The sequence below is a fragment of the Hyphomonas sp. genome (genome assembly GCF_965284475.1).
Classification (GTDB): domain Bacteria; phylum Pseudomonadota; class Alphaproteobacteria; order Caulobacterales; family Hyphomonadaceae; genus Hyphomonas.
Genome location: NZ_OZ260087.1, coordinates 3125336 through 3145182 on the forward strand (window position 1 = coordinate 3125336; position 19847 = coordinate 3145182).

17 protein-coding genes are annotated in these 19847 nt (G+C 56.5%); 11 read left to right on the top strand and 6 right to left on the bottom strand.

The window, feature by feature from the left end; genetic code table 11:
• Nucleotides 1-116 precede the first annotated feature (116 nt).
• The 3 genes from ACQ66M_RS15130 to ACQ66M_RS15140 all read left to right on the top strand — a co-directional run bounded on the left by ACQ66M_RS15130 (nucleotide 117) and on the right by ACQ66M_RS15140 (nucleotide 3639).
• On the top strand, nucleotides 117-1118 hold the full coding sequence (locus tag ACQ66M_RS15130; protein ID WP_350171858.1) for a nicotinate-nucleotide--dimethylbenzimidazole phosphoribosyltransferase: 1002 nt from the start codon (nucleotides 117-119) through the stop codon (nucleotides 1116-1118).
• A gap of 145 nt (nucleotides 1119-1263) precedes the next feature.
• On the top strand, nucleotides 1264-2460 hold the full coding sequence (locus ACQ66M_RS15135) for an acyl-CoA dehydrogenase family protein (RefSeq protein WP_350171860.1): 1197 nt from the start codon (nucleotides 1264-1266) through the stop codon (nucleotides 2458-2460).
• A gap of 24 nt (nucleotides 2461-2484) precedes the next feature.
• Nucleotides 2485-3639 carry an acyl-CoA dehydrogenase family protein gene (locus tag ACQ66M_RS15140; RefSeq protein ID WP_350171862.1) on the top strand — a complete coding sequence of 385 codons (1155 nt, stop codon included), beginning with the start codon at nucleotides 2485-2487 and terminating at the stop codon, nucleotides 3637-3639.
• Nucleotide 3640: 1 nt separating this feature from the next.
• Here the strand turns inward: ACQ66M_RS15140 and ACQ66M_RS15145 are convergent, their stop codons facing one another.
• Nucleotides 3641-4561 carry a glycosyltransferase family 2 protein gene (locus ACQ66M_RS15145; RefSeq protein WP_350171864.1) on the bottom strand — a complete coding sequence of 307 codons (921 nt, stop codon included), beginning with the start codon at nucleotides 4559-4561 and terminating at the stop codon, nucleotides 3641-3643.
• A 723-nt stretch (nucleotides 4562-5284) separates the two neighbouring features.
• Here ACQ66M_RS15145 and ACQ66M_RS15150 point away from each other — a divergent pair.
• From ACQ66M_RS15150 to ACQ66M_RS15170, 5 genes are all read left to right on the top strand, one after another.
• Complete coding sequence (locus tag ACQ66M_RS15150; RefSeq protein ID WP_350171866.1) at nucleotides 5285-6571, top strand: outer membrane beta-barrel protein; 1287 nt, start codon at nucleotides 5285-5287, stop codon at nucleotides 6569-6571.
• 62 nt (nucleotides 6572-6633) lie between these two features.
• Complete coding sequence (locus ACQ66M_RS15155; protein ID WP_350171868.1) at nucleotides 6634-9030, top strand: GumC family protein; 2397 nt, start codon at nucleotides 6634-6636, stop codon at nucleotides 9028-9030.
• Nucleotides 9031-9110: 80 nt separating this feature from the next.
• Nucleotides 9111-10265 (top strand): glycosyltransferase, encoded by a 1155-nt coding sequence (locus tag ACQ66M_RS15160; protein ID WP_430404869.1) that lies wholly within the window; start codon nucleotides 9111-9113, stop codon nucleotides 10263-10265.
• Nucleotides 10262-11548 (top strand): O-antigen ligase family protein, encoded by a 1287-nt coding sequence (locus ACQ66M_RS15165; protein ID WP_350171872.1) that lies wholly within the window; start codon nucleotides 10262-10264, stop codon nucleotides 11546-11548. The genes ACQ66M_RS15160 and ACQ66M_RS15165 overlap by 4 nt, the downstream gene beginning before the upstream one ends.
• Before the next feature lie 195 nt (nucleotides 11549-11743).
• Entirely contained in the window at nucleotides 11744-11944 is a 201-nt protein-coding gene (locus ACQ66M_RS15170; RefSeq protein ID WP_430404871.1) for a hypothetical protein, read from the top strand.
• An 18-nt stretch (nucleotides 11945-11962) separates the two neighbouring features.
• Here ACQ66M_RS15170 and ACQ66M_RS15175 read toward each other — a convergent pair whose 3' ends face one another.
• From ACQ66M_RS15175 to ACQ66M_RS15195, 5 genes are all read right to left on the bottom strand, one after another.
• Nucleotides 11963-12808 carry a family 16 glycosylhydrolase gene (locus ACQ66M_RS15175; RefSeq protein ID WP_350171874.1) on the bottom strand — a complete coding sequence of 282 codons (846 nt, stop codon included), beginning with the start codon at nucleotides 12806-12808 and terminating at the stop codon, nucleotides 11963-11965.
• A 48-nt stretch (nucleotides 12809-12856) separates the two neighbouring features.
• Nucleotides 12857-13555 (bottom strand): sugar transferase, encoded by a 699-nt coding sequence (locus ACQ66M_RS15180; RefSeq protein WP_350171876.1) that lies wholly within the window; start codon nucleotides 13553-13555, stop codon nucleotides 12857-12859.
• A gap of 348 nt (nucleotides 13556-13903) precedes the next feature.
• Nucleotides 13904-14494, bottom strand: coding sequence for a polysaccharide biosynthesis/export family protein (locus ACQ66M_RS15185; protein WP_350171878.1), 591 nt, complete (start codon nucleotides 14492-14494; stop codon nucleotides 13904-13906).
• 58 nt (nucleotides 14495-14552) lie between these two features.
• On the bottom strand, nucleotides 14553-15464 hold the full coding sequence (locus ACQ66M_RS15190) for a metallophosphoesterase family protein (protein WP_430404873.1): 912 nt from the start codon (nucleotides 15462-15464) through the stop codon (nucleotides 14553-14555).
• 570 nt (nucleotides 15465-16034) lie between these two features.
• Nucleotides 16035-16553 (bottom strand): glycosyltransferase, encoded by a 519-nt coding sequence (locus tag ACQ66M_RS15195; RefSeq protein ID WP_430404875.1) that lies wholly within the window; start codon nucleotides 16551-16553, stop codon nucleotides 16035-16037.
• A gap of 247 nt (nucleotides 16554-16800) precedes the next feature.
• Between ACQ66M_RS15195 and ACQ66M_RS15200 the strand changes: the two genes are divergently transcribed.
• Genes ACQ66M_RS15200 through ACQ66M_RS15210 form a run of 3 tightly spaced genes read left to right on the top strand, consistent with a single transcriptional unit; the run spans nucleotide 16801 to nucleotide 19800 of the window.
• A complete protein-coding gene (locus ACQ66M_RS15200; protein ID WP_350171883.1) occupies nucleotides 16801-17091 on the top strand; it encodes a putative quinol monooxygenase in 291 nt (96 codons plus the stop codon).
• Between the two features lie 13 nt (nucleotides 17092-17104).
• Nucleotides 17105-18328, top strand: a complete 1224-nt coding sequence (locus ACQ66M_RS15205; protein WP_350171885.1) for an acyl-CoA dehydrogenase family protein — start codon at nucleotides 17105-17107, stop codon at nucleotides 18326-18328.
• A 26-nt stretch (nucleotides 18329-18354) separates the two neighbouring features.
• Entirely contained in the window at nucleotides 18355-19800 is a 1446-nt protein-coding gene (locus ACQ66M_RS15210) for an MFS transporter (protein WP_350171887.1), read from the top strand.
• The last annotated feature ends 47 nt before the right edge of the window (nucleotides 19801-19847 follow it).

A 19847-nucleotide genomic window follows, 5' to 3' on the forward strand; every position in this document is an offset into this window, starting at 1 on the left:
AGCAGGATGGGCAAGTATGACACGATGGCAGGTAACAAATCCTTGTCGTGCACTTAGCGTTTTCTCTGATAAAACCGCACTGTCCCCACTTTTGCGGGATATGGAGACTGACTGACGTGACTGATCCTGCCGGCAATACGGCTCCTCTCGACGACGTTCGCGCGTTGGTCCTGAAGCGAATTCCGCTCGATACGGGACCCGGGGCTCAGGTCAGCGCAGCCCTGCTCACGATGGGACGCGAGGGTGACTTTGGCCGTCTTGGAGAAGCCGCTGAATGGCTGGCCAATTGGCAGCATCGCTATCCGCCCCGGATCGAGAAGCCCGCTCTTGTGATTTTTGCCGGGTCGCATGGCCTGGTTGAGGAAGGCGTGTCGCTCTCCTCGAACATGGATACGCGGGCGCATGTCGACGCCTTGCGGGAAGGGCGCGCGCCCCTGTCAGCGATTGCGACGCAGGCTGGCGCGAATATCCGCGTGTTCGAACTCGCGCTGGACACACCCACACCGAGCATTGCCGACACGGCGGCCATGAGTGAGCGCGAGTGCGCCGCGACGATCGCATTCGGGTTCGAGGCAATCGAGGACAAGCCGGATTTGCTGGCCCTGGCCGTGTCAGGTGCCGGCGTCGGGACGGCGGCGGCGGCTGTCGCCTGCGCACTTTATGGTGGGTCTCCCGATTATTGGGTGCGGCCCAGCAATCATACCCCACCGGCCTTGTCCAAGCGCCGGGTCGAACTGGTCAGCCGGGCCTTGACGTTGCACCGCGGTCATTTGTCTGACCCGCTGGAGGCGCTGCGTTGTCTTGGCGGGCGGGAACTTGCGGCCTGTGTCGGCGCCATCATTGCGGCGCGCCATGAGGGCGTTCCCGTTGTGCTGGACGGTTTCGCCACCACGATTGCGGCGGGCGTGGTGCATGCCATCGACCCGACAGCGATAAGCCACTGCATCGCCTCTCACAGTACCCAGCGTCCCGCCCATGAGGCCGCCCTTGAGCGACTCGGGATGAAGCCCCTCATGCAGCTTGAGTTCCAGACCGGGGGCGGGTTGGGTTCGGCGACGGCAATTGGCGTTCTGAAAACGGCATGTGCGCCATTTATAAGCGAACCGGCGAAGTCCTGAACGCGCATAAGAACTTTGCGAAAAAGCATGGATAACCTGCGTCAAAGTTTACGTTTACGTGCGCGTAACCTTGCCACGGAGCGGTTTTGACTGACATAGAGAGTGCAAGTCCAACTAAAAATCTGCCCGGAGGAGTTCCACGCTCATGAATCTTGATTTTTCCCCTGAGGAAATCGCCTTCCGCGATGAAGTTCGCACCTTCATTTCCGAAAATTACCCGAAAGAGCTTGCGGGTGTTGGTACGCGGGAGGATCTGACTCGCGAGCAGTTTCTCGCCTGGCACAAAATCCTCGGTAAAAAGGGTTGGTCAGCGCCCGCCTGGCCGGAAAAGTATGGTGGCACGGGCTGGACATCGACCCAGCGCTATATCTGGTCTGAAGAGAATGCCCGTGTGGATGCCATCATGCCGCTTCCGTTCGGCGTGTCGATGGTTGCGCCGGTCATTTATACGTTCGGTACCGAAGCGCAGAAGAAAGAGCACCTGCCGGGAATTCTTTCCGGTGATGTGTGGTGGTGCCAGGGCTATTCAGAGCCGGGTGCAGGTTCTGACCTTGCGAGCGTGAAGACAACAGCTGTGCGTGACGGCGATCACTGGGTCATCAACGGCCAGAAAACCTGGACGACGCTGGCCCAGTTTGCGGATTGGGGCTTCTTCCTCTGCCGCACCGACCCAAATGCGAAAAAGCCGCAGGAAGGCATCAGCTTCATTCTGGTCAACATGAAAACGCCTGGCGTTGAAGTGCGCCCGATCAAGCTGATTGATGGCGGCCATGAGGTGAATGAGACCTGGCTGACCGACGTGCGTGTGCCGGTTGAAAATCTTGTCGGCAAGGAAAACGAGGGCTGGACCTGTGCCAAGTTCCTGCTCGCTCACGAGCGGTCCGGTATTGCAGGGGTTGCGCGCTCCAAGCGCGGAGTGGAAAAACTCCGCGCCATTGCCACCGAGGAACTCGTCGATGGCGAACCGCTGATCAAGTCCGGCGAATTCGCCCGCAAGATCAGCCAGCTCGAAGTCGATCTCACGGCGCTGGAATTCACTGAACTGCGTACGCTTGCTGCTGAGTCGGCAGGCAAGGGCCCGGGACCGGAAAGCTCGATCCTCAAGATCAAGGGGACGGAGATCCAGCAGCGTCTGACCGAACTCACGCTTGAAGCTGTTGGCAGTTACGGCGCGCCCTACACGGCCGGTATGGAGTCCGATGGTTCCAACGAGCTCGGTGTCGGTCCTGACCATTCGAACTTCGCGGCAGAGACCTATTTCAACATGCGCAAAACGTCGATCTATGGCGGATCGAATGAGATTCAGCGCAACATCATCAGCAAAATGATTCTGGGCCTATAGGGCGCCGGGGCAGGGAGATACTTTATGGATTTCAATTTTACCGAAGAGCAAACCATGATCCGCGACAGCCTTTCGAGGCTGATCCGCGAGCAGTATGATTTTGACACGCGCCGCAAGGTCGTTGCGTCGAAGGATGGCTGGCGTCCTGAAATGTGGGCGCAGTTTGCGGAGCTTGGGTTGCTGATGGCGCCGTTCAGCGAAGAAGACGGCGGCCTCGGTGGCGGCCCGATCGACGCGATGGTCGTGATGGAAGAGTTCGGCAAGGGACTGGTTGTCGAACCTTACCTGCCCAGCGTCGTTTGCGGCGGCGGTTTCCTGAAGCGGGGCAGCGATGCCCAGAAGGCAGAACACCTGGCCGGCATCATGTCTGGCGAGCAGATATTTGCATTCGCCTATGCCGAGCCACGTGGCCGCTACAATCTTGCGGATCTGGAAACGACCGCGAAGAAAGATGGTGCCGGCTACGCGATCACCGGCCACAAAGCGGTTGTCATTGGTGCACCATGGGCAACGCATTTCGTGGTTACCGCCCGCACATCGGGCGGACGCCGCGATGCCAAGGGCGTGACAGTGTTTGTCGTCGCGAAGGATGCCAAGGGCGTCTCGACGCGCGACTATCCAACGGTTGATGGCCGCCGGGCCTCGGAAGTGTATTTCGAAAACGTGTCCGTTAGCGCGGATGCCGTCATCGGCGAAGTCGACAATGGTCTGCCTTTGGTGGAACGCGTGACGGACGAGGCAATTGCCGCCCTGTGCGCTGAAGCATGCGGCGCCATGAAAGTGGCGCATGAAATGACGGTTGAGTATTCGCGCAACCGCAAACAGTTCGGTACCGCAATTGGCAAGTTCCAGGTCCTGCAGCACCGCATGGTGGATATGTTCATGGAGCATGAACAGTCCGTGTCGATGACGTACATGGCAACGCTGAAGCTGGATGAAGACGACATCACGCGGAAGAAGGCAGCCTCCGCCGCAAAGGTCCGGATCGGCCAGGGCGGGCGTTTCGTCGGCCAGCAGGCCATCCAGATCCATGGCGGTATGGGCATGACCGACGAGATGGCCGTTGGCCATTACTTCAAGCGCCTGACAATGATCGATGCCGAGTTCGGCAATGTCGATCATCACCTCAAACGCTATACGCAACTGTCTGCCCTGGAGTCGGTCTCCGCTGCAGCCTAGCCTAAGACGGAGAACCAGCCCTGGCTGGTTCTCCGTATAGCTCCTGTTCCCTGATGGAGAACCCGGACGAGAACGCGCCGGCATGGAACACTGCGCGTAAAAGCCAGTAGTTTCTGGGTGTTCGAGAGAAGCCACATAGCAGCGCGACCGTGGCTGAAATCATCATCTTGAGCGCAGCCTGTGCCTGTAGCGATGCTTGTGCAATGCCCGACTTGTCTTTCAATGCGTGGCGGCCATAGCTGATTCCGGATCGGAATTTGCGTTTCCTGAGCCAGGCGAACCGGAGCCGGCCGGACTCGACCTGCTCATAAACCGGCGCGCTCTCAGCAATTCCCATTCGCGCTCCAGCATGCCAGGCGCGGTAGAAGAATTCCGTGTCTTCTCCACCCGACCGGCCCTTTTCGAGGAGGAAGCGCTGACCTGTGAAGCATCTGGCTTCCGTTCGGACCAGGGCGTTACAGGTGTGCCCCGTCTGGACGACACCGTTCCGCGTTTCCGGGCGGTTTGAATGATAGTCCTTAAGTCTTATCCAGTCGGGGGTTTCCGGGGGATATTCGGCGACGGCTGGACCAAATACGGCATCCAGGTTGTCGCTCGACGCCTTGTGGAACATGCTCTGAATCCAGTCAGGCGGGGCCGTTTCATCGTCATCTATGAAAGCAACCCATTCGCCCTCGGCGGTATCAAGACAGGCGTTTCTCGCAATTGAGATGTTCCGGGAAGGGGCGTGAATGTAGATTACAGAAAGCGCAAGCGTCTTGCCAACGCTTTCCACAAGTCCTTGAGCGGACGGTACATCGTCATTGTCTGCCACGATAATTCTCATCGTCGCCCCGGTGGGCGGGATCTGTTTACCCAGTGATTTCAATGTGGCTTCGAGTGAGGCGCGGCGAAACGTGCAGACACAGATATCAATTAGCATGGGGAGGGGTCTCGTCGCTAAGCTGGCTGGTCACGGTCATCGGTCAGGTGAGCCTTGTGTTGGCATATGTGCAATCTCTGCACCAGACAGCTGCCTGTACGCCGAGAATCGTTTGAAACAAGCCACAGGGCCTTCAGCAAGGATTACAGGGATTGCCTGCGAACGGGTAACGCGAGACGCCCGATTTCTGTCGTCTCGCAGGGTGACAGTAAACAATGAAGCGTGTAGCGTTAACCATTAGTCAAAGCATGGCCGTTTCAGGCTTTTTTCAGGTGATTTCAGTCCCGAAACAGTCATGTAGAAGCGCAAGAATGCGTCAAGCGTTGCGGCAGGTTAACCCAGCCGCACGCGAAACAGGGGCACGCATAGAATGTGGGTGGGGGATGACAGAGCAGCATGAACAGCAATCAGGGTCTCTCCTGATGCGTACCGGGCACAGTTGTGCCGAATGCCGCCCAATGCCCCAAACCGCCCTCCGGCGTGTGGCGAAAGCGTCGATACGAGCAATTTCAGCTATCGCATTCAGTGCATTTTCATCCGTTTCCGGCATAGGAAATACTGGAATTCACCGGGCTGGGCGCAGATTGCAGTGCACAGGCGCCTCGGTCAGCAGCAGGGGCGCGACGATCTCGGATTAACCTTAAACATGGTCTCAAGCTTGCAACGCGCATCAGGTTGATCAGGACCGGCACAACATCTTAAGTCATCAAGGGAATTGCATTCATGTCGAACTTCAAGCGTCTTTGCCTGCTCAGCGTTGCTGCAAGTGGTGTGATGGCTGCAACCGCCACAGCCCAGAGCCAGAATTATTACAGCCGCGAGAAATACGAGGCCGTGCTGGATCGTCGTCAGCCCGCCTACGATCCGGAACCAATTCGACTTGGCGCGTTCATTGTCAACGCCAATGCCGATGCGTCAGTCGTCTATATCGATAACGTTCGGGCCAGTAGCACGGACAAGGAATCCGACACGATCGCCCGACTGGGCGTGGAGGTTGCCGCGCGCACGAACTGGAGCGTGCACGAAGTTGGGGCCGAGGTCTCTGCCTTCCGTAATGAGTACATAGACAGTGGTGATGAGTCGTCAAATAATCTTCTCGCGCGCGTGCGCGGTCGTTTGGACGTCACACGGGATGTGTCGATCGGTGCCGCGGTGTTTGCAGAGGATCGGACAGAGTCCCGTACGGATCTTGCCAATTCGGTCGGCCTCGATCGCCCGATCGAGTTTACGCGTGTTGGGGCGTCGATGTACGCAAACTACCAGAGTGACCGGTTCCGCTGGACCAATTTCGTCCAGGTGGCGGAAGAAGACTATGACGATGGGCGTCAGATAGGATCCGGAATCCCGATCGATCAGGACTATCGCGACAATAGCGAGACAGTGCTCCGTTCACGCCTGTCTTATGCCGTATCTCCAAATCTTGCCGTCTACACGCAAGCAGCGGCGATCGACCGATCCTACGACCAGGCCCAGTTTCTGGGCGGCGATTTCAGGTCCCGCGATTCCAGTGGTTACACATTGACCGCCGGTGTCGACTTTGAACTGAATGCGCTTGTCCGGGGTGATATCGCGGTCGGCTACCTGAACGAAGAAAAGGATGACGACTACTTCGAGGACGTCAGTGGATTGTCGGTGGATGGCCGTGTGCAATGGTTCCCGACCCGTCTGACGACGTTTGGCTTTACCGCCGGTCGCCGTGTTGTCGACATTGGTGTCATCGACTCGCCCAGCGCACTTCAAACCACTTTTGGCGCTCGCGTTGACCACGAGTTGCGCCGCAATGTCATCCTGAGTGCGGCGGCCAACGTTTCGAGCTATGAATACCAGGAAATCGACCGGTCGGACGATGTTAACGACCTGTCGCTGACAGCGGCCTACAAGGTGAACAAGCGTGTTCACCTTGAAGCCTTCGCCCGGCACATAGGCCGTGATTCAAGCGGTGTCGGTGTCTTTGGCGACCCGTCTTATGACGTCAACCAGATTGGCGTTGGTCTGAAACTTTATCCCTAATACCCCCGATACGTCCTCAGCCCGACCCTCGGGCTAAGGCAACAATGAAATGGTGTAGTACTTTGACCAAGACTTACAGTCTGGAGATTCCTTCGCAAAGCGTATCGCAGGGTGGCGATGCGCGCGATGACATGCCGATTGATTTCAAGGCGCTGGTAGGCACGGTCTACCGCCGCTTCTGGATCATCGTGACCGGCTTTCTCCTGACATTCATGCTGGTCGCGTACGTGACCTTCACGCAGACGCCGATCTATAAAGCAAATGCAATTTTGCAGCTCGATACGAACAGGGAAAATGTCATTGATCTGGGCAGCGTGCTCGGCGGACTAGCAGCAAGTACGGCGGTCATTGACACTGAAGTCCGGGTGATGGGCTCAAAGTCGCTACTCACCAAGGTCGCAACCAAACTCAAGCTCGAGGAAGATCCTGAGTTCAACTGGACCCTCGTCGAACGCAAACCGAGCTTGCTGGATCAGGCCAAGGCGCAGGTGCGTTCATGGACGGGCCATGTCAAGAAGGAACAGGCGCCCTACGCAAGTCTCAGCCCGGAGGAACGCGAAGCCGCCATTCTAGAATCGGTTGTCCAGACCTTGATGCGCAAGGTGCATATCAGCCGGGTAGGGACGACCTATCTGATAAATGTCGAAGTGACGAGCCGGTCTCCCGAAACGGCTGCGCGGGTCGCCGATGCGGTTGCAGATCAGTACCGCGTGCAGCAGCTGGACTCCAAACTCGAAGCGACCCGGCGCGCGACAGCATGGCTCTCCGAGCGGGTGGCTGGTTTGCGCGATGAAGTCGAAGCGAAAGAGCAACGCGTCGAGGAGTTCCGCGCAGAGACTGGACTGTTATCGGCCCAGGGCGCAACGCTCACCGAGCAGCAGATTGCTTACAACACAAACCAGAAAAGCGTTCTGGAAGCGCAGCTCAACCGAGCGCGTGCCCGGTATCAGAGCATGAAGCGCCAGATCGATAGCGGTGCTGGTATCGATGCGATCGCCGAAGTGCTGGATTCTCCAGTTGTTTCAGGTCTCAAGGCCCAGCGTGCACAGATTTTGCGGCGCGTGGCTGAGCTGGAAACGACGCTCGGACCAGCGCACCCTGAACTCATTGGGGCACGCAATGAGGCGGCAGATATCGAAAGCCAGATTACGGCCGAAATAAACCGGATTGCGTCAAATCTCGAGAGCGAACTGAAGGTTGCCCAGGATCAGATCAACAGTATCAATTCCAATATCAGCCAGTCGACCGCTCAATTGCGGGGCAACAATATCAATCTTGTGCGTTTGCGCGAACTCGAGCGCGATGCCGAGACGAGCCGCGTTCTCTATGAAGAGTTCATTAGCCGTTCGAAGGAAACACGCGAGCAGGACGACCTGATCCAGGCCGATGCAAACATTCTTTCAACAGCGTCCGTGCCCGGCTCCCCCAGTTCACCGCGGAAATTCCTGAACCTGATGATCGGCTGCCTGCTGGGAGGAATCATCGGCGGTGGTCTGGCGCTTCTTGCCGAAGTATTCGACATGAAGATCAGTTCGGCCGAAGATATTGAGCGCAAGCTTGGCGTGAATTCGATCGGGTCCGTTCCCCTGATCCGCAATACAAGCCTGTTGCCTTTCGCGCAGGTAAACCCGGCCGACTTCCTTGTGGACAATCCGCTTTCCGCATTCGCTGAAAGTATTCGCTATCTACGTGCCGCAATTGCGTTCTCTGATATCGACAGCGAGACCAAAACAGTGGCTGTGACGTCGTCTCTGCCGGATGAAGGCAAGACAAGCCTGACTTTGAGCCTTGGACGCATGTCCGCAATGTCAGGTTCCCGAACACTTGTGATCGATGGCGACTTCCGTCGTCGCCAGTTGACCGACGCAGCCGAACTGTCTCCGGAAATCGGCTTCATCGAACATCTGTTTGGTGCCGGCCAGCTGTCCGATGCGATATGCAAGGATCACCGGAGCATGCTGGACATCCTTCCACTTTCGAAATCAGGCCATGTTCCGCACGACGTCTTCGGTACGCGAGCATTCGATGATCTTCTGGCCCGCCTGCGGTCCATGTATGACCTTATCCTGATCGATACCGGACCGCTGCTGCTGATGGCTGAAGCCCGGGTCGTCGCCGGCAAGGCCGACAAGACCATCCTGGTCATTCGGTGGCGTCGTTCGCTGCGGTCCGCCGTGCGACAGTCACTGCACCTGCTGAAATCGTTCAATGCTGATCTTCTCGGCACGACGCTCAACATGGTGGACCTGACCCGCCGTCGTCACCACAAGGATCTGGGCGCATCCTACAAGGCATACAGCAAGTATTATTCGATGGAGCCCAAGCGGTCCTTTTTTGGATGGAACAGGGCGCCGAAGGACAGCTTCATGGCATCAAATGCGAATTCTGTTTCCCAATCGGTGAGCAACAAGAAAATGACGCCGCGTGCTGATTCATCGACAGAAACTTCGACGCACTAGGTCAGATCCCTGTCGGGCTTCCGGGTTCGCCATGGCGAAGGGACGTCAGAACTGGATTCGGTCGTGCGCAGGATAATGCAATGATCAAGGTTGCATTTTTTGGCCATGATGCGGGCGATGCCGCGGTGCGCCGACGTGTTCGGGCCATGCAGGATGGCGGTGTTTCGATCATCGGATTCATGATGCGCCGACAAGACAGTGTGGCACCGGAATGGGATAATATCGACCTTGGGCAAACGCGCGACGGCGCGTTCGTGCAGCGGGTCATGCGTATTTTCTCGGGAGCACGCGTCGCCGCGCGTTCCGGAAACATGCTTGCGACCGCTGATGTCATTTATGCGCGCAATCTGGACATGCTTGCCTGCGCATTTCTGACAAAGCGATATGTGAAACTAGATACGCCGGTGATCTACGAAAGTCTTGATGTACACCGTCTGCTGACGCGGACGGACTTGATTGGCACGCTTTTCCGTGCGGCTGAGCGCAGTTTGCTGCGACGTACGATTGGCCTTGTCGTGAGTTCTCCCGGCTTCCTGCGCAATCATTTCGAAAAGCACTATCCCGGTCTCTACGAGCCCTATCTGGTCGAGAATCGTTTGGCGGCCGCGAGCGAATTTGGACCGCGTCCCGGAACGGTCGATTCCGCCCAGTCTTCGTCAGGGTCAGATACTCGGCTCAGGCTCGGCTGGGTAGGCAACCTGCGATGCCGGAGGTCATTCGCGTTGCTGTGCAAACTGGCGGATTACTATCCCGATGAGATTGAAATCAGGCTGCATGGCCAACCTGCGCGCACGGAAATCCCTGTCTTCGAGTCCGAAATTGACGCCCGCGCGAACATGTCGTTTGCCGGACGATACCGCTCACCGGAAGACCTGGCTGCCATTTACGATAAACTGGACGTCGTGTGGGCGGGGGACTTCATGGAGGCGGGCTATAATTCCACCTGGCTGTTGCCCAACCGGATTTATGAAGGCGGTTACTATGCCACCCCTGCAATTGCGCCGGCAGGCACGGAGACAGCTGCCTGGATCAACAGGCATGATTGCGGACTATCCGTCGAAGAACCCCTTGATGAAACCTTGCCTGAACTATTTGATGCCATACTGAACGATCGGGGCAGGCTGGCAGCCTGTCGGCGCAGGTTACTTGAGATGCCAGACGAGGTGTTTGTCGAACCGAGCGGTTTTTTCGCGGAGGTATTGGAGCGCGCACTGGTTAAGGCGCGTTCAAAATGAACATGGTGCAGTCCATTCAGGCCAACAAAAGCGAATCGCAGGAATTCGGCAACCTCTACAGCACAGGCAGCAAGGCGCCTGTCTGGGAACAGGCGCTCGTCACGCTTTGGTTCTTTGTCACCTATTTGCCGCTCGATGGCGCCACGCCTATCCGTTACGCGCTCGTCGCGTTCTTTATCGGCATTACCGGCCTTTACTATCGAACAGTCGTGCCCGTAATTCTGAAATGCTGGCCCTTGTTCCTGCTACCCATTTTCGGACTCATATCATTTACCTGGTCGGGCTACCCGTCTGAGGCGATGCGGTCGGGCGTCCTTATGCTCCTGACGCCGTTGACGATTGTGGTGATCGCGGCGCGACTGAATACGCGCCAGGCGCTTCGCTGCCTCATGTTTGCAGGCATGATAGCCACAATCTACTCAGTTCCGGACATGGGCAAATTCAACATGGGCGGGCCGTATGCGTCCAAAAACCTTTTCGCCATTCAGATGCTCTTCGCCATGCTGCTGAGCCTGGCGGCAGTATTGAACGAAAAGGAGTTCCTATGGGTTCGACTGTTGGCATTGCCGTTCGTGCCGGTCTGCTTCTACTTCCAGTACATCGCCGATTCCGCGACTTCTCTCGTGTTTGCGGTGGTCGGCATCGCCGGTCTGGTGGGTATGAAGTATTTCTGGATCAGCGTGAGCCGTATCCGGCACCTGCGTTCATCAATGCTTATCGTCTCAGCGATCATCGCGCTGGTGGCTGCGATTGTCATACTCAATATGCCCGAGAATACCATGATGCAGGACTTCCTGAGACTCATCGGCAGGGACTCGACGTTCTCCGGCCGTGCCGAGATCTGGCGTCAAGCAGAACTGGTAAGTCAGGAGTATCCAGTCTTCGGTGTCGGACTGGAAGGCTTCTGGCAGTATGATGTCGGGCTCGCACAGACGATCAATGAGAATGACTTCAAGCCATTCGGCACGAAGCTGACATTTCACAATACGTTCTGGGAAGTGCGTGTGCACCTGGGATATATCGGCCTGTCGCTGCTCATTCTGCTCCTGGTCTGGTGCTTTTACCGCGCCGTGTTGAACTGGCTGAAAGCGCCAACAATGGACCATTCCGCCCTGTTGATAACGAGCGTGATCATCTTGATGTCCACCTACACGGAATCCTATCTCTGGAGTACGTTCAATACGCAGGTGAACCTGTTCTACTTTGCTGCTGTGACCACTCTGGGGGCCAGCGCACGCAAGTTCGAACGCCGTGTGCCCATCCACCGCCAGAAAGCAGCCTGACGCCTGTCTCCCGGCATCGCAGGGCCTTCTGCGACCGGTAAACCATTAAACCTTGGAGAGGTCGGAACCCATCGCGGTTCCAACGCGTTTCAGGCGCATTCTCGCCCGATTTGACCGTCAGGTTTGGGGTGAGCGCCGAAACAAGTGATGAGGCTTTAAGCTGTCGTTAAAGTTGGATGGTCAAAACAGATGATAATGACGCCCACCCCAGCCCTCCCGTCCCGAAGGACATCGGTCGAGTACTCACTCGATTCGCAGATGCGTGGCGACGCGGCCGGCTTTGGCGGGGCGACGAATAGCAAATGGCCCGTATGGGCCAGGCTCGTGATCATCGTTGGATTGAGCGCCCTGCTTTGGGCCGGGATCATTTCCGGGATAATGGCCTTGTTCGGATGAGGCGGCGCATCGTCACGACTATAGGGAACCGCCAATAACAGGCCAGCGCAGGCTCCTGTCGGAACACTGCGTGCCCCTGTCTCCCAAGGCCCGAAAACTCACACAATAATATTTTGCGCGAGTTCCGTCTTCAAACTCTGGCGGGCCGTGCCATGCATACTGGTCTTTGGAACCGGTCCAGATATTCATGATGATGCGGCCGGGTGTTTGCGGTATCGGCCTCTCGGCGCTCGTCACTGTTTTGACGTGCTCTCCGTCGACAAACCAGCTGACCGAGTCTGGCTGCCAGTCGAAGGCGTAGAGGTGGGGGGCATCGGAAGCGTCAAACGGCAGATCGATGTAGATCGAGCCCTTTGTCTTGCCTTCCGCAAAAATGTTCGCCTGCAGGCGGCGTGTGTTATTGCCCAGAAACTCGATATCGATTTCGTCATGCGGGTCGCCGAACGTTGCATCAGTGTGTGTGAAGAAGGATGAAACCAGGCCGGATCCGGAGGCTGCCTGCATCACGACTTCATAGCGTCCATATCCATAAAAGCCGGTCTTTTGCACTTCGGCGCCGGAAAAAGGCTGATGATCAACGGGGGTGCGATTGATTTCCAGTGAAATACTTGAAGCACCGGAATGGACGTTTTCCGCGACCCAGCCCGTCCTGTAAAACGTGGATGGGAAGGTGAAATCCGAAATGTACCAGTCTTGCGCGTCAAAGCTGTCGGCAAACGACAGGTTGAATGACCTGCCATCACCGCGATCGACGAGCACACTGGTGGATGGGCGGAGCCAGATATATGTCGCGACGGCCAGCGCGATCAGGACGGCGAGGACAATGCACGTCGCGGCAATGTTCCTGAAGCGATTCTCGGACATTCGATTCATGCCTGTTGGCACCGGTAGATCCGGCACGACGGGATGATCCTATCGCGCGCCCTGTGATTTGAAGACGGCTGGAACGGTCAAGAGGACAATCTTGACGTCACCCCAAAAAGACCGGCTACGAACATATTCCACATCGGTCGCGACGCGTTGCGGATAGGACGTGTCGCTGCGGCCTGTAACCTGCCACAGTCCAGTGATGCCTGGCCGGACAGCGCAGTACTGCCGGAAACTATCGCCGTATCGGGCGATTTCGCTCTCGACGATCGGGCGAGGTCCAACCAGCGACATGTCACCGCGCAGAACGTTGTAAAGCTGTGGCAATTCATCAATCGACGTTTTCCGGATGAAACTGCCAAGGGCCGTAATCCGCGGATCATGGGTCAGCTTCTGTGACTCGTCCCATTCGCGTCGAACGGCCGGATCGGTCTCCAGAAGGTGCTCAAGCTTCTGTTGGGCATCGGGAACCATTGAGCGGAGTTTGAAACAGTTGAAAGTCTCACCGTTCAGTCCGTAACGGCGTTGGGAATATATGGCCTTGCCGCCATCCTGAAGGCGGATGGCGATGGCAATGGCAAGTATGAGGGGGGCGACGAAGAGGAGGGCCGATCCTGCAACAAGGATATCAAACAGGCGCTTGAAGAAGAGCGCACGATCGTCTGCGACGGTGGTGCGAAATCGGGTCGCTGCGTAAGCTGTGGCTTCTGCCTGCCGCGACGATTTACTTAGTCTCAAGCCCATTCTGGTCCCCTGAAGTCAACTTGCGGTTTGCATACGACGCCGCGTCCACTCGACACGTTTGCAATTTTCTTACCGCTTTTGAGATTCACGCTTATTGCGTTCGCCCCAACCTATGCAATCCTTATAGCTCGATTTTTGTGATTTATTAACTCTCCGTATGCATTTTCCCCTGACAGGGGAAGTATCGGGTAAATATTCATTCATCTTCAGCTTTTGGCGCGGTTTCCCATACCGTTTCGATATCTAATGATGAAATTGCTGGTCCGAAATGAAACACGCCCGCAATGACAGAATGGTCATTGCGGGCGCAGATTTTTGAAAGCTGTTCCAGATAGATTCTATCGGGTGTTAGAAGATGCGCTCGCCAATCCGAAGTGTATCGCCAGGATTCACGATCGTGTTCGTGTCGAGCCGTATTGCGGCTTCCTCATTGCCATCAGCACTTTTGATGAACACCACTTTCTTATTGGCGCGATAAGTGAAACCACCAGCCGCTGCTACAGCATTCAGGACAGTGAGCCCTGAGTTGAATGGGTATTCCCCAGGTCGACCAACTTCGCCAAGGATATAAAACGGACGATAATTGATCACTTCGGCGCTGACTTTTGGGTCGAGCAAAAAGCCGTTCGACAGACTGGTCGCGATCCTGGTTTCCAGATCCTGCGTACTCATGCCGACGGCCTCTACCTGCCCGATGAGAGGCAGCGAAATGGCACCGGTACCGTCTACGAGAAACTCACCCGACAATTCGGGTTGACCGAACACATTGATGCGCAACCTGTCACCCGTGCCTAAAGTATAGGCAGTATTCGTCTGCGCTACCGCGCTGGGCGCCGAATCGATAACTTGGTTGCTGACGGGCCCGGTCGACTGGCAGGCGCTGGCGAACATAAGCATGGCGGCCGTTGCCATGAGTGAAAGTGAGCGAAGAAGCGACATAGCTGAAATCTCCAATATGCGGCTACGGTTTGAAGCCAGGTGTTTCGGTCTGACACGCTCAAGTGGTCAGGAAAGTCACGTCCTCACCAAAGAGTTTCACGGCGGAGAGTTTGCCGCTCAGGAAGGCGCCCGTGTCCAGGCCGATCCGGCGATTGTCGCGGTAGACGCCCTCTGCAGGTGTGTGTCCATGGACAATCAGATGCGGAAATTGCCGCGTGTCGTCAAGAAATTCGTCACGTATCCAAAGCATGTCACGCGTGCTTTGCTTCTCCATGGCCACTGTCGGTCTCAGGCCCGCGTGAACAAACAGATAGTCACCTGCGCAATAGGAGGGTTTGAGCGACTGGTAAAACGCCAGATGTTCCGGCGGCATGCGATCGCGGAATGCGTTCCAGAGCTTGCTCCATGCCAAACGGACTGCAGCCATTGCCTCGTGGGATCCCAGGCTGCCGCGGGTGTTCGGTGGTTGGAAGCCGTAGGAATAAAGCGTCTCTCCGCCGCCAAAGCGAACCCATTGGCTGCCGAACGATTCATCATCAAAAAACTTGAGCAATGCCTCTTCGTGATTGCCCATCAGGAAAACCGTTTCAAATGCCTGAAGCCGATCACTCAGCAGGAATTCGATCACGTTGCGGGACTGCAATCCCCGGTCAATATAATCTCCGAGAAAGACGATTGTGACGTGCGTGCCATCGGGCAGGCTGGCAGCATCCTGTTCAATCTCTGCGATCAAGCGCTCCAGCAGGTCGCACCGGCCATGAATATCACCGATGGCATAGATGCATTCGCCTTCCGGCGCTGACGTTACCCGTGTAATTTTTGCCGATGCGGTGGATTGAGCCTCAGGCGCGACATCAGCTGTTTGGCCGACCTTGTCCCTGATTCTCGCGCGCAGGGACGTCGCAGAACGGGTCAGGCGCCCGAACTGATCGAGAAAGGACCTTTGCAAAAGTTGAGGTAATCGAGACATGGCGGCTTTCTAAGTAGGTTCCTTATAGTCTTTTCAGAATAAAAACCAATTTCCGGAGCAGGGAATTTATCTTTGTCCCAAAAGGGATTGTTTGATGAATCCTGCAGCCCAGCTCATGTGCATGGTCCCGGAGGCAATGCCGGTCAGAAGCCCGCACAGCGACTTTTTGCTCAGGAACATGAATACGGAAGCACAGGCAAGAATGAGGAGGTAACCGATCGGAAGCAACAGGCCGATTGGGAGGAGGGGGGCAACGAGAAGGCCTGCCAACGAGCCGAGCAAGGCCAGAACGGGCAGCAACTGACGCGCTTTCGGCCGTTTGCCATGCTTGCGTATCGTACGCGCGCGTCCTTTGCCATAATTATAGTATTGTCGTGCCAGCGCCGCGACGGATGACCGGGGGAAATAGACTTTACGGATGGTCGCATCGAGGAAAATGCGACCGCCCGCCTGTGTGACGCGCTCATCATACTCGGCGTCTTCATTGTGGGAAAAGCCCTCATCGTAGCCGCCGAGTGACCGGAATACGGAGAGATCGAACCCGGCGTGATGGCCATGGTCGACATAACCCTACAGCTTGCCGCCGCGATGGGCTGAGCCACCGGACCCCAGCGGCGTATCGACAATCCACGCATTTGCCTTCTGAAAGCATGTCTCGCCGAGCGCATCCATCGGAATAACAACCGATGCTGCGCCTGTTCTGGCGAGTGAGCTGGCAACCGATCGGATGAATCCTTCGGGAAAAATGGAGTGAGCGTCGCAGCGCACAATATACCGGGTATCATCACCCGCATATTGGGTAACGGCCAGGTTCAACGCTGCCGCCTGGAGGCGCCTTTTATTGTGTATCAGGCGCAAATTCGAGAATTCCGGCATCAGGCGCCTGACGATTTCCACTGTTCCGTCGGTGCTGCCGCCGTCCGCTACAATCAAGAGCACCTGTTGCAGCCACGGGTCGCCCGACATCAGTGAGCGAATGCATTGTTCGATATGGGGCGCTTCATTCAGGGCCGGAATCACGGCGATCACCCAGGCGGAATCGAGGGTTTCGATCGTCTGTTCAATGGATTGAGGGGCCGAATCTACCATGTTTTCCTGCAGCACGAGTCCATGTGGCTCTCATACAGCAAGTCCTGTTCCGTTTTGCGCCTAATACGCGAAATGGTCGGCAAATGAGCGGTGACGCTTACGCTTACGTCGCTCGAACAGCGTTCACGCCGGCACGAGGGTGCGCCTCGATTAATTTTTACGCATCTCTCCCTTGGGTCAACCTTGCCCAGAATCAGGAAGGTCATAGTGTGACTGAAAACGCGTGCGTAAATAAGGGAGAGCAGCAATGATCGGTGTTATCGCCAAACTGAAAATCCAGGATGGAAAACAGGCGGAGTTCGAGCAGGTCGGCAAAGACCTGATGGCCAAGGTGAAAGCAAACGAGCCAGGCTGCCTGACGTACCAGTTGTACAGGGAAAAGGGGTCTGAGACGGACTACATATTCATGGAGCAGTATGCGTCTTCGGACGATCTCAAGGCCCATGGCCAGACTGAGTACTTCAAGGCGGCAGGCCCGAAACTGGGTGGTTGCCTGGCGGGTGCGCCGGTCGTTCAGTATTTCGATATCGTAGAATAACCGGAGCGCGTCCATGGACCTGTCATTTACGCCGGAAGACACCGCTTTCCAGCAAGAGGTGCGCAGCTGGATAGCCGACGCCTACACGCCAGAGCTTCGGGCGAAAATGGCCATGTCGAAGAATGGATACCTCGACAAGGAAGGACAGGTCGCCTGGCAGCGAAAGCTGCATGAAAGGGGATGGGTCGCGCCAAACTGGCCGCAAGAGCATGGCGGCCCGGGATTGTCTCCCTCTCAGCGATATATCCTGAACATGGAATTGTCGGCTGCCGGCACGCCGACCGTCAGTCCCATGGGGCTTTCCATGGTTGCACCGGTCATTATGGCTTTCGGTTCTGACGAGCAGAAGAGGCGCCATCTGCCTCCAATTCTCGCCTCGGAAGTCTGGTGGTGTCAGGGATATTCCGAGCCAGGTTCCGGTTCCGATCTCGCATCGCTGCAGATGAGTGCTGAACGTGACGGTGACGATTATGTCCTGAACGGATCGAAGATCTGGACGACGCATGCCCAATGGGCCGACTGGATTTTCTGCCTTGTGAGGACAAAGAAAGGCGTCAAGCCGCAGGAAGGCATCAGCTTTATCATTTTCCCGATGACGTTGCCGGGTATTTCGGTTTCGGCATTGCCGACGCTCGACATGCCTGTCGAGGGCCAACAGGAAGTCAACCAGGTTTTCTTCGAGAACGTACGCGTGCCCATTGAGGGCTCTCTGGTCGGCAAGGAGAATGAAGGCTGGACATACGCCAAATACCTTCTGCAGTTTGAAAGAGGCAATTCCTACGCACCGGGACTGCGCAACATGCTGAAGAAAGCGAAAAAGATTGCGAGCGTCGAGCAGGCGAATGGTGACGCACTCATACGGGACGCCGATTTTGCGCGCAAAGTGGCCGGACTTGAGATGAAGATCGACAGTCTTGATGCAACAGAGCAGAGGATATTCTCATCCCTGTCAGCCGGTCAGGCTGTTGGTCCGGAAAGCTCGATGCTGAAATGCCAGGGATCCGAGACCCAGCAGGAAATAACTGAACTCCTCGTTGAAGCTGTGGGAGGTTACGGAACGCCGTTTGTGCAGGATAGCCTGGCCATCGCCCGGCAAGGTGCAAACGCGGACCTGCCCATGCCGCAATACGCAGTGCCTGTCGCCCCAAGCTACTTCAACTATCGGAAAACCTCGATTTACGCCGGATCAAATGAGATTCAGCGCAATATCATGGCGAAGATGGTGCTTGGCCTCTAACGGAACGCCTCAAGAGAGCGCAGAGCATGGCCATCGGCTCACAAGGAAAACCCAGCTACCTGACGCGTATCGCGTTTGGCGTCGGCGGCGTGGCCGACGGGGTCAAGAATAACGGTTTCGACTATTTTCTGCTGTTCTACTACAGTCAGGTGCTCGGTGTTTCAGCTTCGCTGGTCGCTGCGGCACTCTTCATTGCGCTCGTGGTTGATGCCGTCTCGGATCCTGTCGTCGGGTATTGGTCAGATAATTTCCGGACCCGTCTGGGAAGACGACACCCCTTCATGTACGCATCCATGGTGCCGGTCGCGATCGCTTACTATTTTGCGTGGAACCCGCCTGCGGGCCTCACGGGCAATGATCTGTTCCTGTGGCTGGTTGTCCTGACCATCTGTGTGCGCATCCTGTTTACGATGTATGAGGTGCCGCAAAATGCCCTCGCAGCCGAACTGACCAGCGATTATGACGCGCGTACATCTTTGATGTCGTTTCGCTATTTCTTTGCCTGGGTCGGGGGACTCAGCATTCAGATCGCACTTCTTGCCTTGCTTCTGCGTCCGACTGAAGCCGACCCTTCCGGGTTCTTCAACAAGGAGGGCTGGCAGACTTACGGCCTCTGGGCCTCAATTGTAATCTTTCTTGCGGTGTTTGCGACCACTGCAGGCACCCACAGCCACATTCCGCATCTGAAGCGGCCACCCCCGCCACGCAAGCTGAGCCTCGGGACGATTTTCCGCGAGATTCTTGAAACGGTGTCTAATCCGTCATTCAGGGCGCTCTTCCTGGCAACCCTGTTCGGCCTGCTTGCGACCGGTATTTCAGCGTCGCTCAACCAGTATATAAATGGGCTGTTCTGGGAATTCACGACGGACCAGACAGCATTGTTGACAGTTGCCGTCTATATATCGGCGGTCATCGCCCTCATCGTCGCGCCGATTGTCGGGAAGACACTGGGCAAGAAGCGGGGAGCGATCATCATTGGCGCCCTGGCATTCAGCATTGCGCCGGCTCCGGTGCTGGCGAGAGTTCTCGGACTGATGCCCCCCAACGGGACTGACGCCCTTTTCAATATTGTCATTTCCATCACGATTTTTGACCTCGCGCTTATCATCGTGACTCAAATGCTGATTGGGTCGATGATTGCCGATGTCGTTGAGGATAGCGAGCTGGAGACCGGGCGCAGGTCGGAGGGCATTTTCTTTGCCGGCATCAGCTTCATTCGCAAGCTGGCTCAGGGATCTGGCGTCATGCTGGCGGCCATTGTACTCTCGGTGGCGTCAATTGCGCCTGGAATGCGGCCCGGAATGGTGCCGGAGGCGCAATTGAAGATGCTGGGTCTCGGGTATGCTGCATCGCTGCTGACGATCTGGATGCTCATGATTTTTTGCGTATCCTTCTACCGGATCAGCCGCGAAGGGCATGAGGCAAACCTGCGAGCCCTTTCAGAGCGTGAGAAGCAGGTATTCGTCGATTAAATTCTGACTGAAATGTCATAAACAGCCGAATTGCCTTCGCCGCGATG

What these genes read in the sequence shown, in the direction of transcription:
- ACQ66M_RS15140 (WP_350171862.1), top strand. Translation starts at nt 2,485, where the DNA reads ATGGATTTCAATTTTACCGAAGAGCAAACCATGATCCGCGACAGCCTT.
- ACQ66M_RS15165 (WP_350171872.1), top strand. Translation starts at nt 10,262, where the DNA reads ATGAACATGGTGCAGTCCATTCAGGCCAACAAAAGCGAATCGCAGGAA.
- ACQ66M_RS15145 (WP_350171864.1), bottom strand. Translation starts at nt 4,561, where the DNA reads ATGCTAATTGATATCTGTGTCTGCACGTTTCGCCGCGCCTCACTCGAA.
- ACQ66M_RS15185 (WP_350171878.1), bottom strand. Translation starts at nt 14,494, where the DNA reads ATGTCGCTTCTTCGCTCACTTTCACTCATGGCAACGGCCGCCATGCTT.
- ACQ66M_RS15210 (WP_350171887.1), top strand. Translation starts at nt 18,355, where the DNA reads ATGGCCATCGGCTCACAAGGAAAACCCAGCTACCTGACGCGTATCGCG.
- ACQ66M_RS15200 (WP_350171883.1), top strand. Translation starts at nt 16,801, where the DNA reads ATGATCGGTGTTATCGCCAAACTGAAAATCCAGGATGGAAAACAGGCG.
- ACQ66M_RS15175 (WP_350171874.1), bottom strand. Translation starts at nt 12,808, where the DNA reads ATGTCCGAGAATCGCTTCAGGAACATTGCCGCGACGTGCATTGTCCTC.
- ACQ66M_RS15195 (WP_430404875.1), bottom strand. Translation starts at nt 16,553, where the DNA reads ATGGTAGATTCGGCCCCTCAATCCATTGAACAGACGATCGAAACCCTC.
- ACQ66M_RS15170 (WP_430404871.1), top strand. Translation starts at nt 11,744, where the DNA reads ATGACGCCCACCCCAGCCCTCCCGTCCCGAAGGACATCGGTCGAGTAC.
- ACQ66M_RS15135 (WP_350171860.1), top strand. Translation starts at nt 1,264, where the DNA reads ATGAATCTTGATTTTTCCCCTGAGGAAATCGCCTTCCGCGATGAAGTT.
- ACQ66M_RS15205 (WP_350171885.1), top strand. Translation starts at nt 17,105, where the DNA reads ATGGACCTGTCATTTACGCCGGAAGACACCGCTTTCCAGCAAGAGGTG.
- ACQ66M_RS15150 (WP_350171866.1), top strand. Translation starts at nt 5,285, where the DNA reads ATGTCGAACTTCAAGCGTCTTTGCCTGCTCAGCGTTGCTGCAAGTGGT.
- ACQ66M_RS15180 (WP_350171876.1), bottom strand. Translation starts at nt 13,555, where the DNA reads ATGGGCTTGAGACTAAGTAAATCGTCGCGGCAGGCAGAAGCCACAGCT.
- ACQ66M_RS15190 (WP_430404873.1), bottom strand. Translation starts at nt 15,464, where the DNA reads ATGTCTCGATTACCTCAACTTTTGCAAAGGTCCTTTCTCGATCAGTTC.
- ACQ66M_RS15160 (WP_430404869.1), top strand. Translation starts at nt 9,111, where the DNA reads ATGATCAAGGTTGCATTTTTTGGCCATGATGCGGGCGATGCCGCGGTG.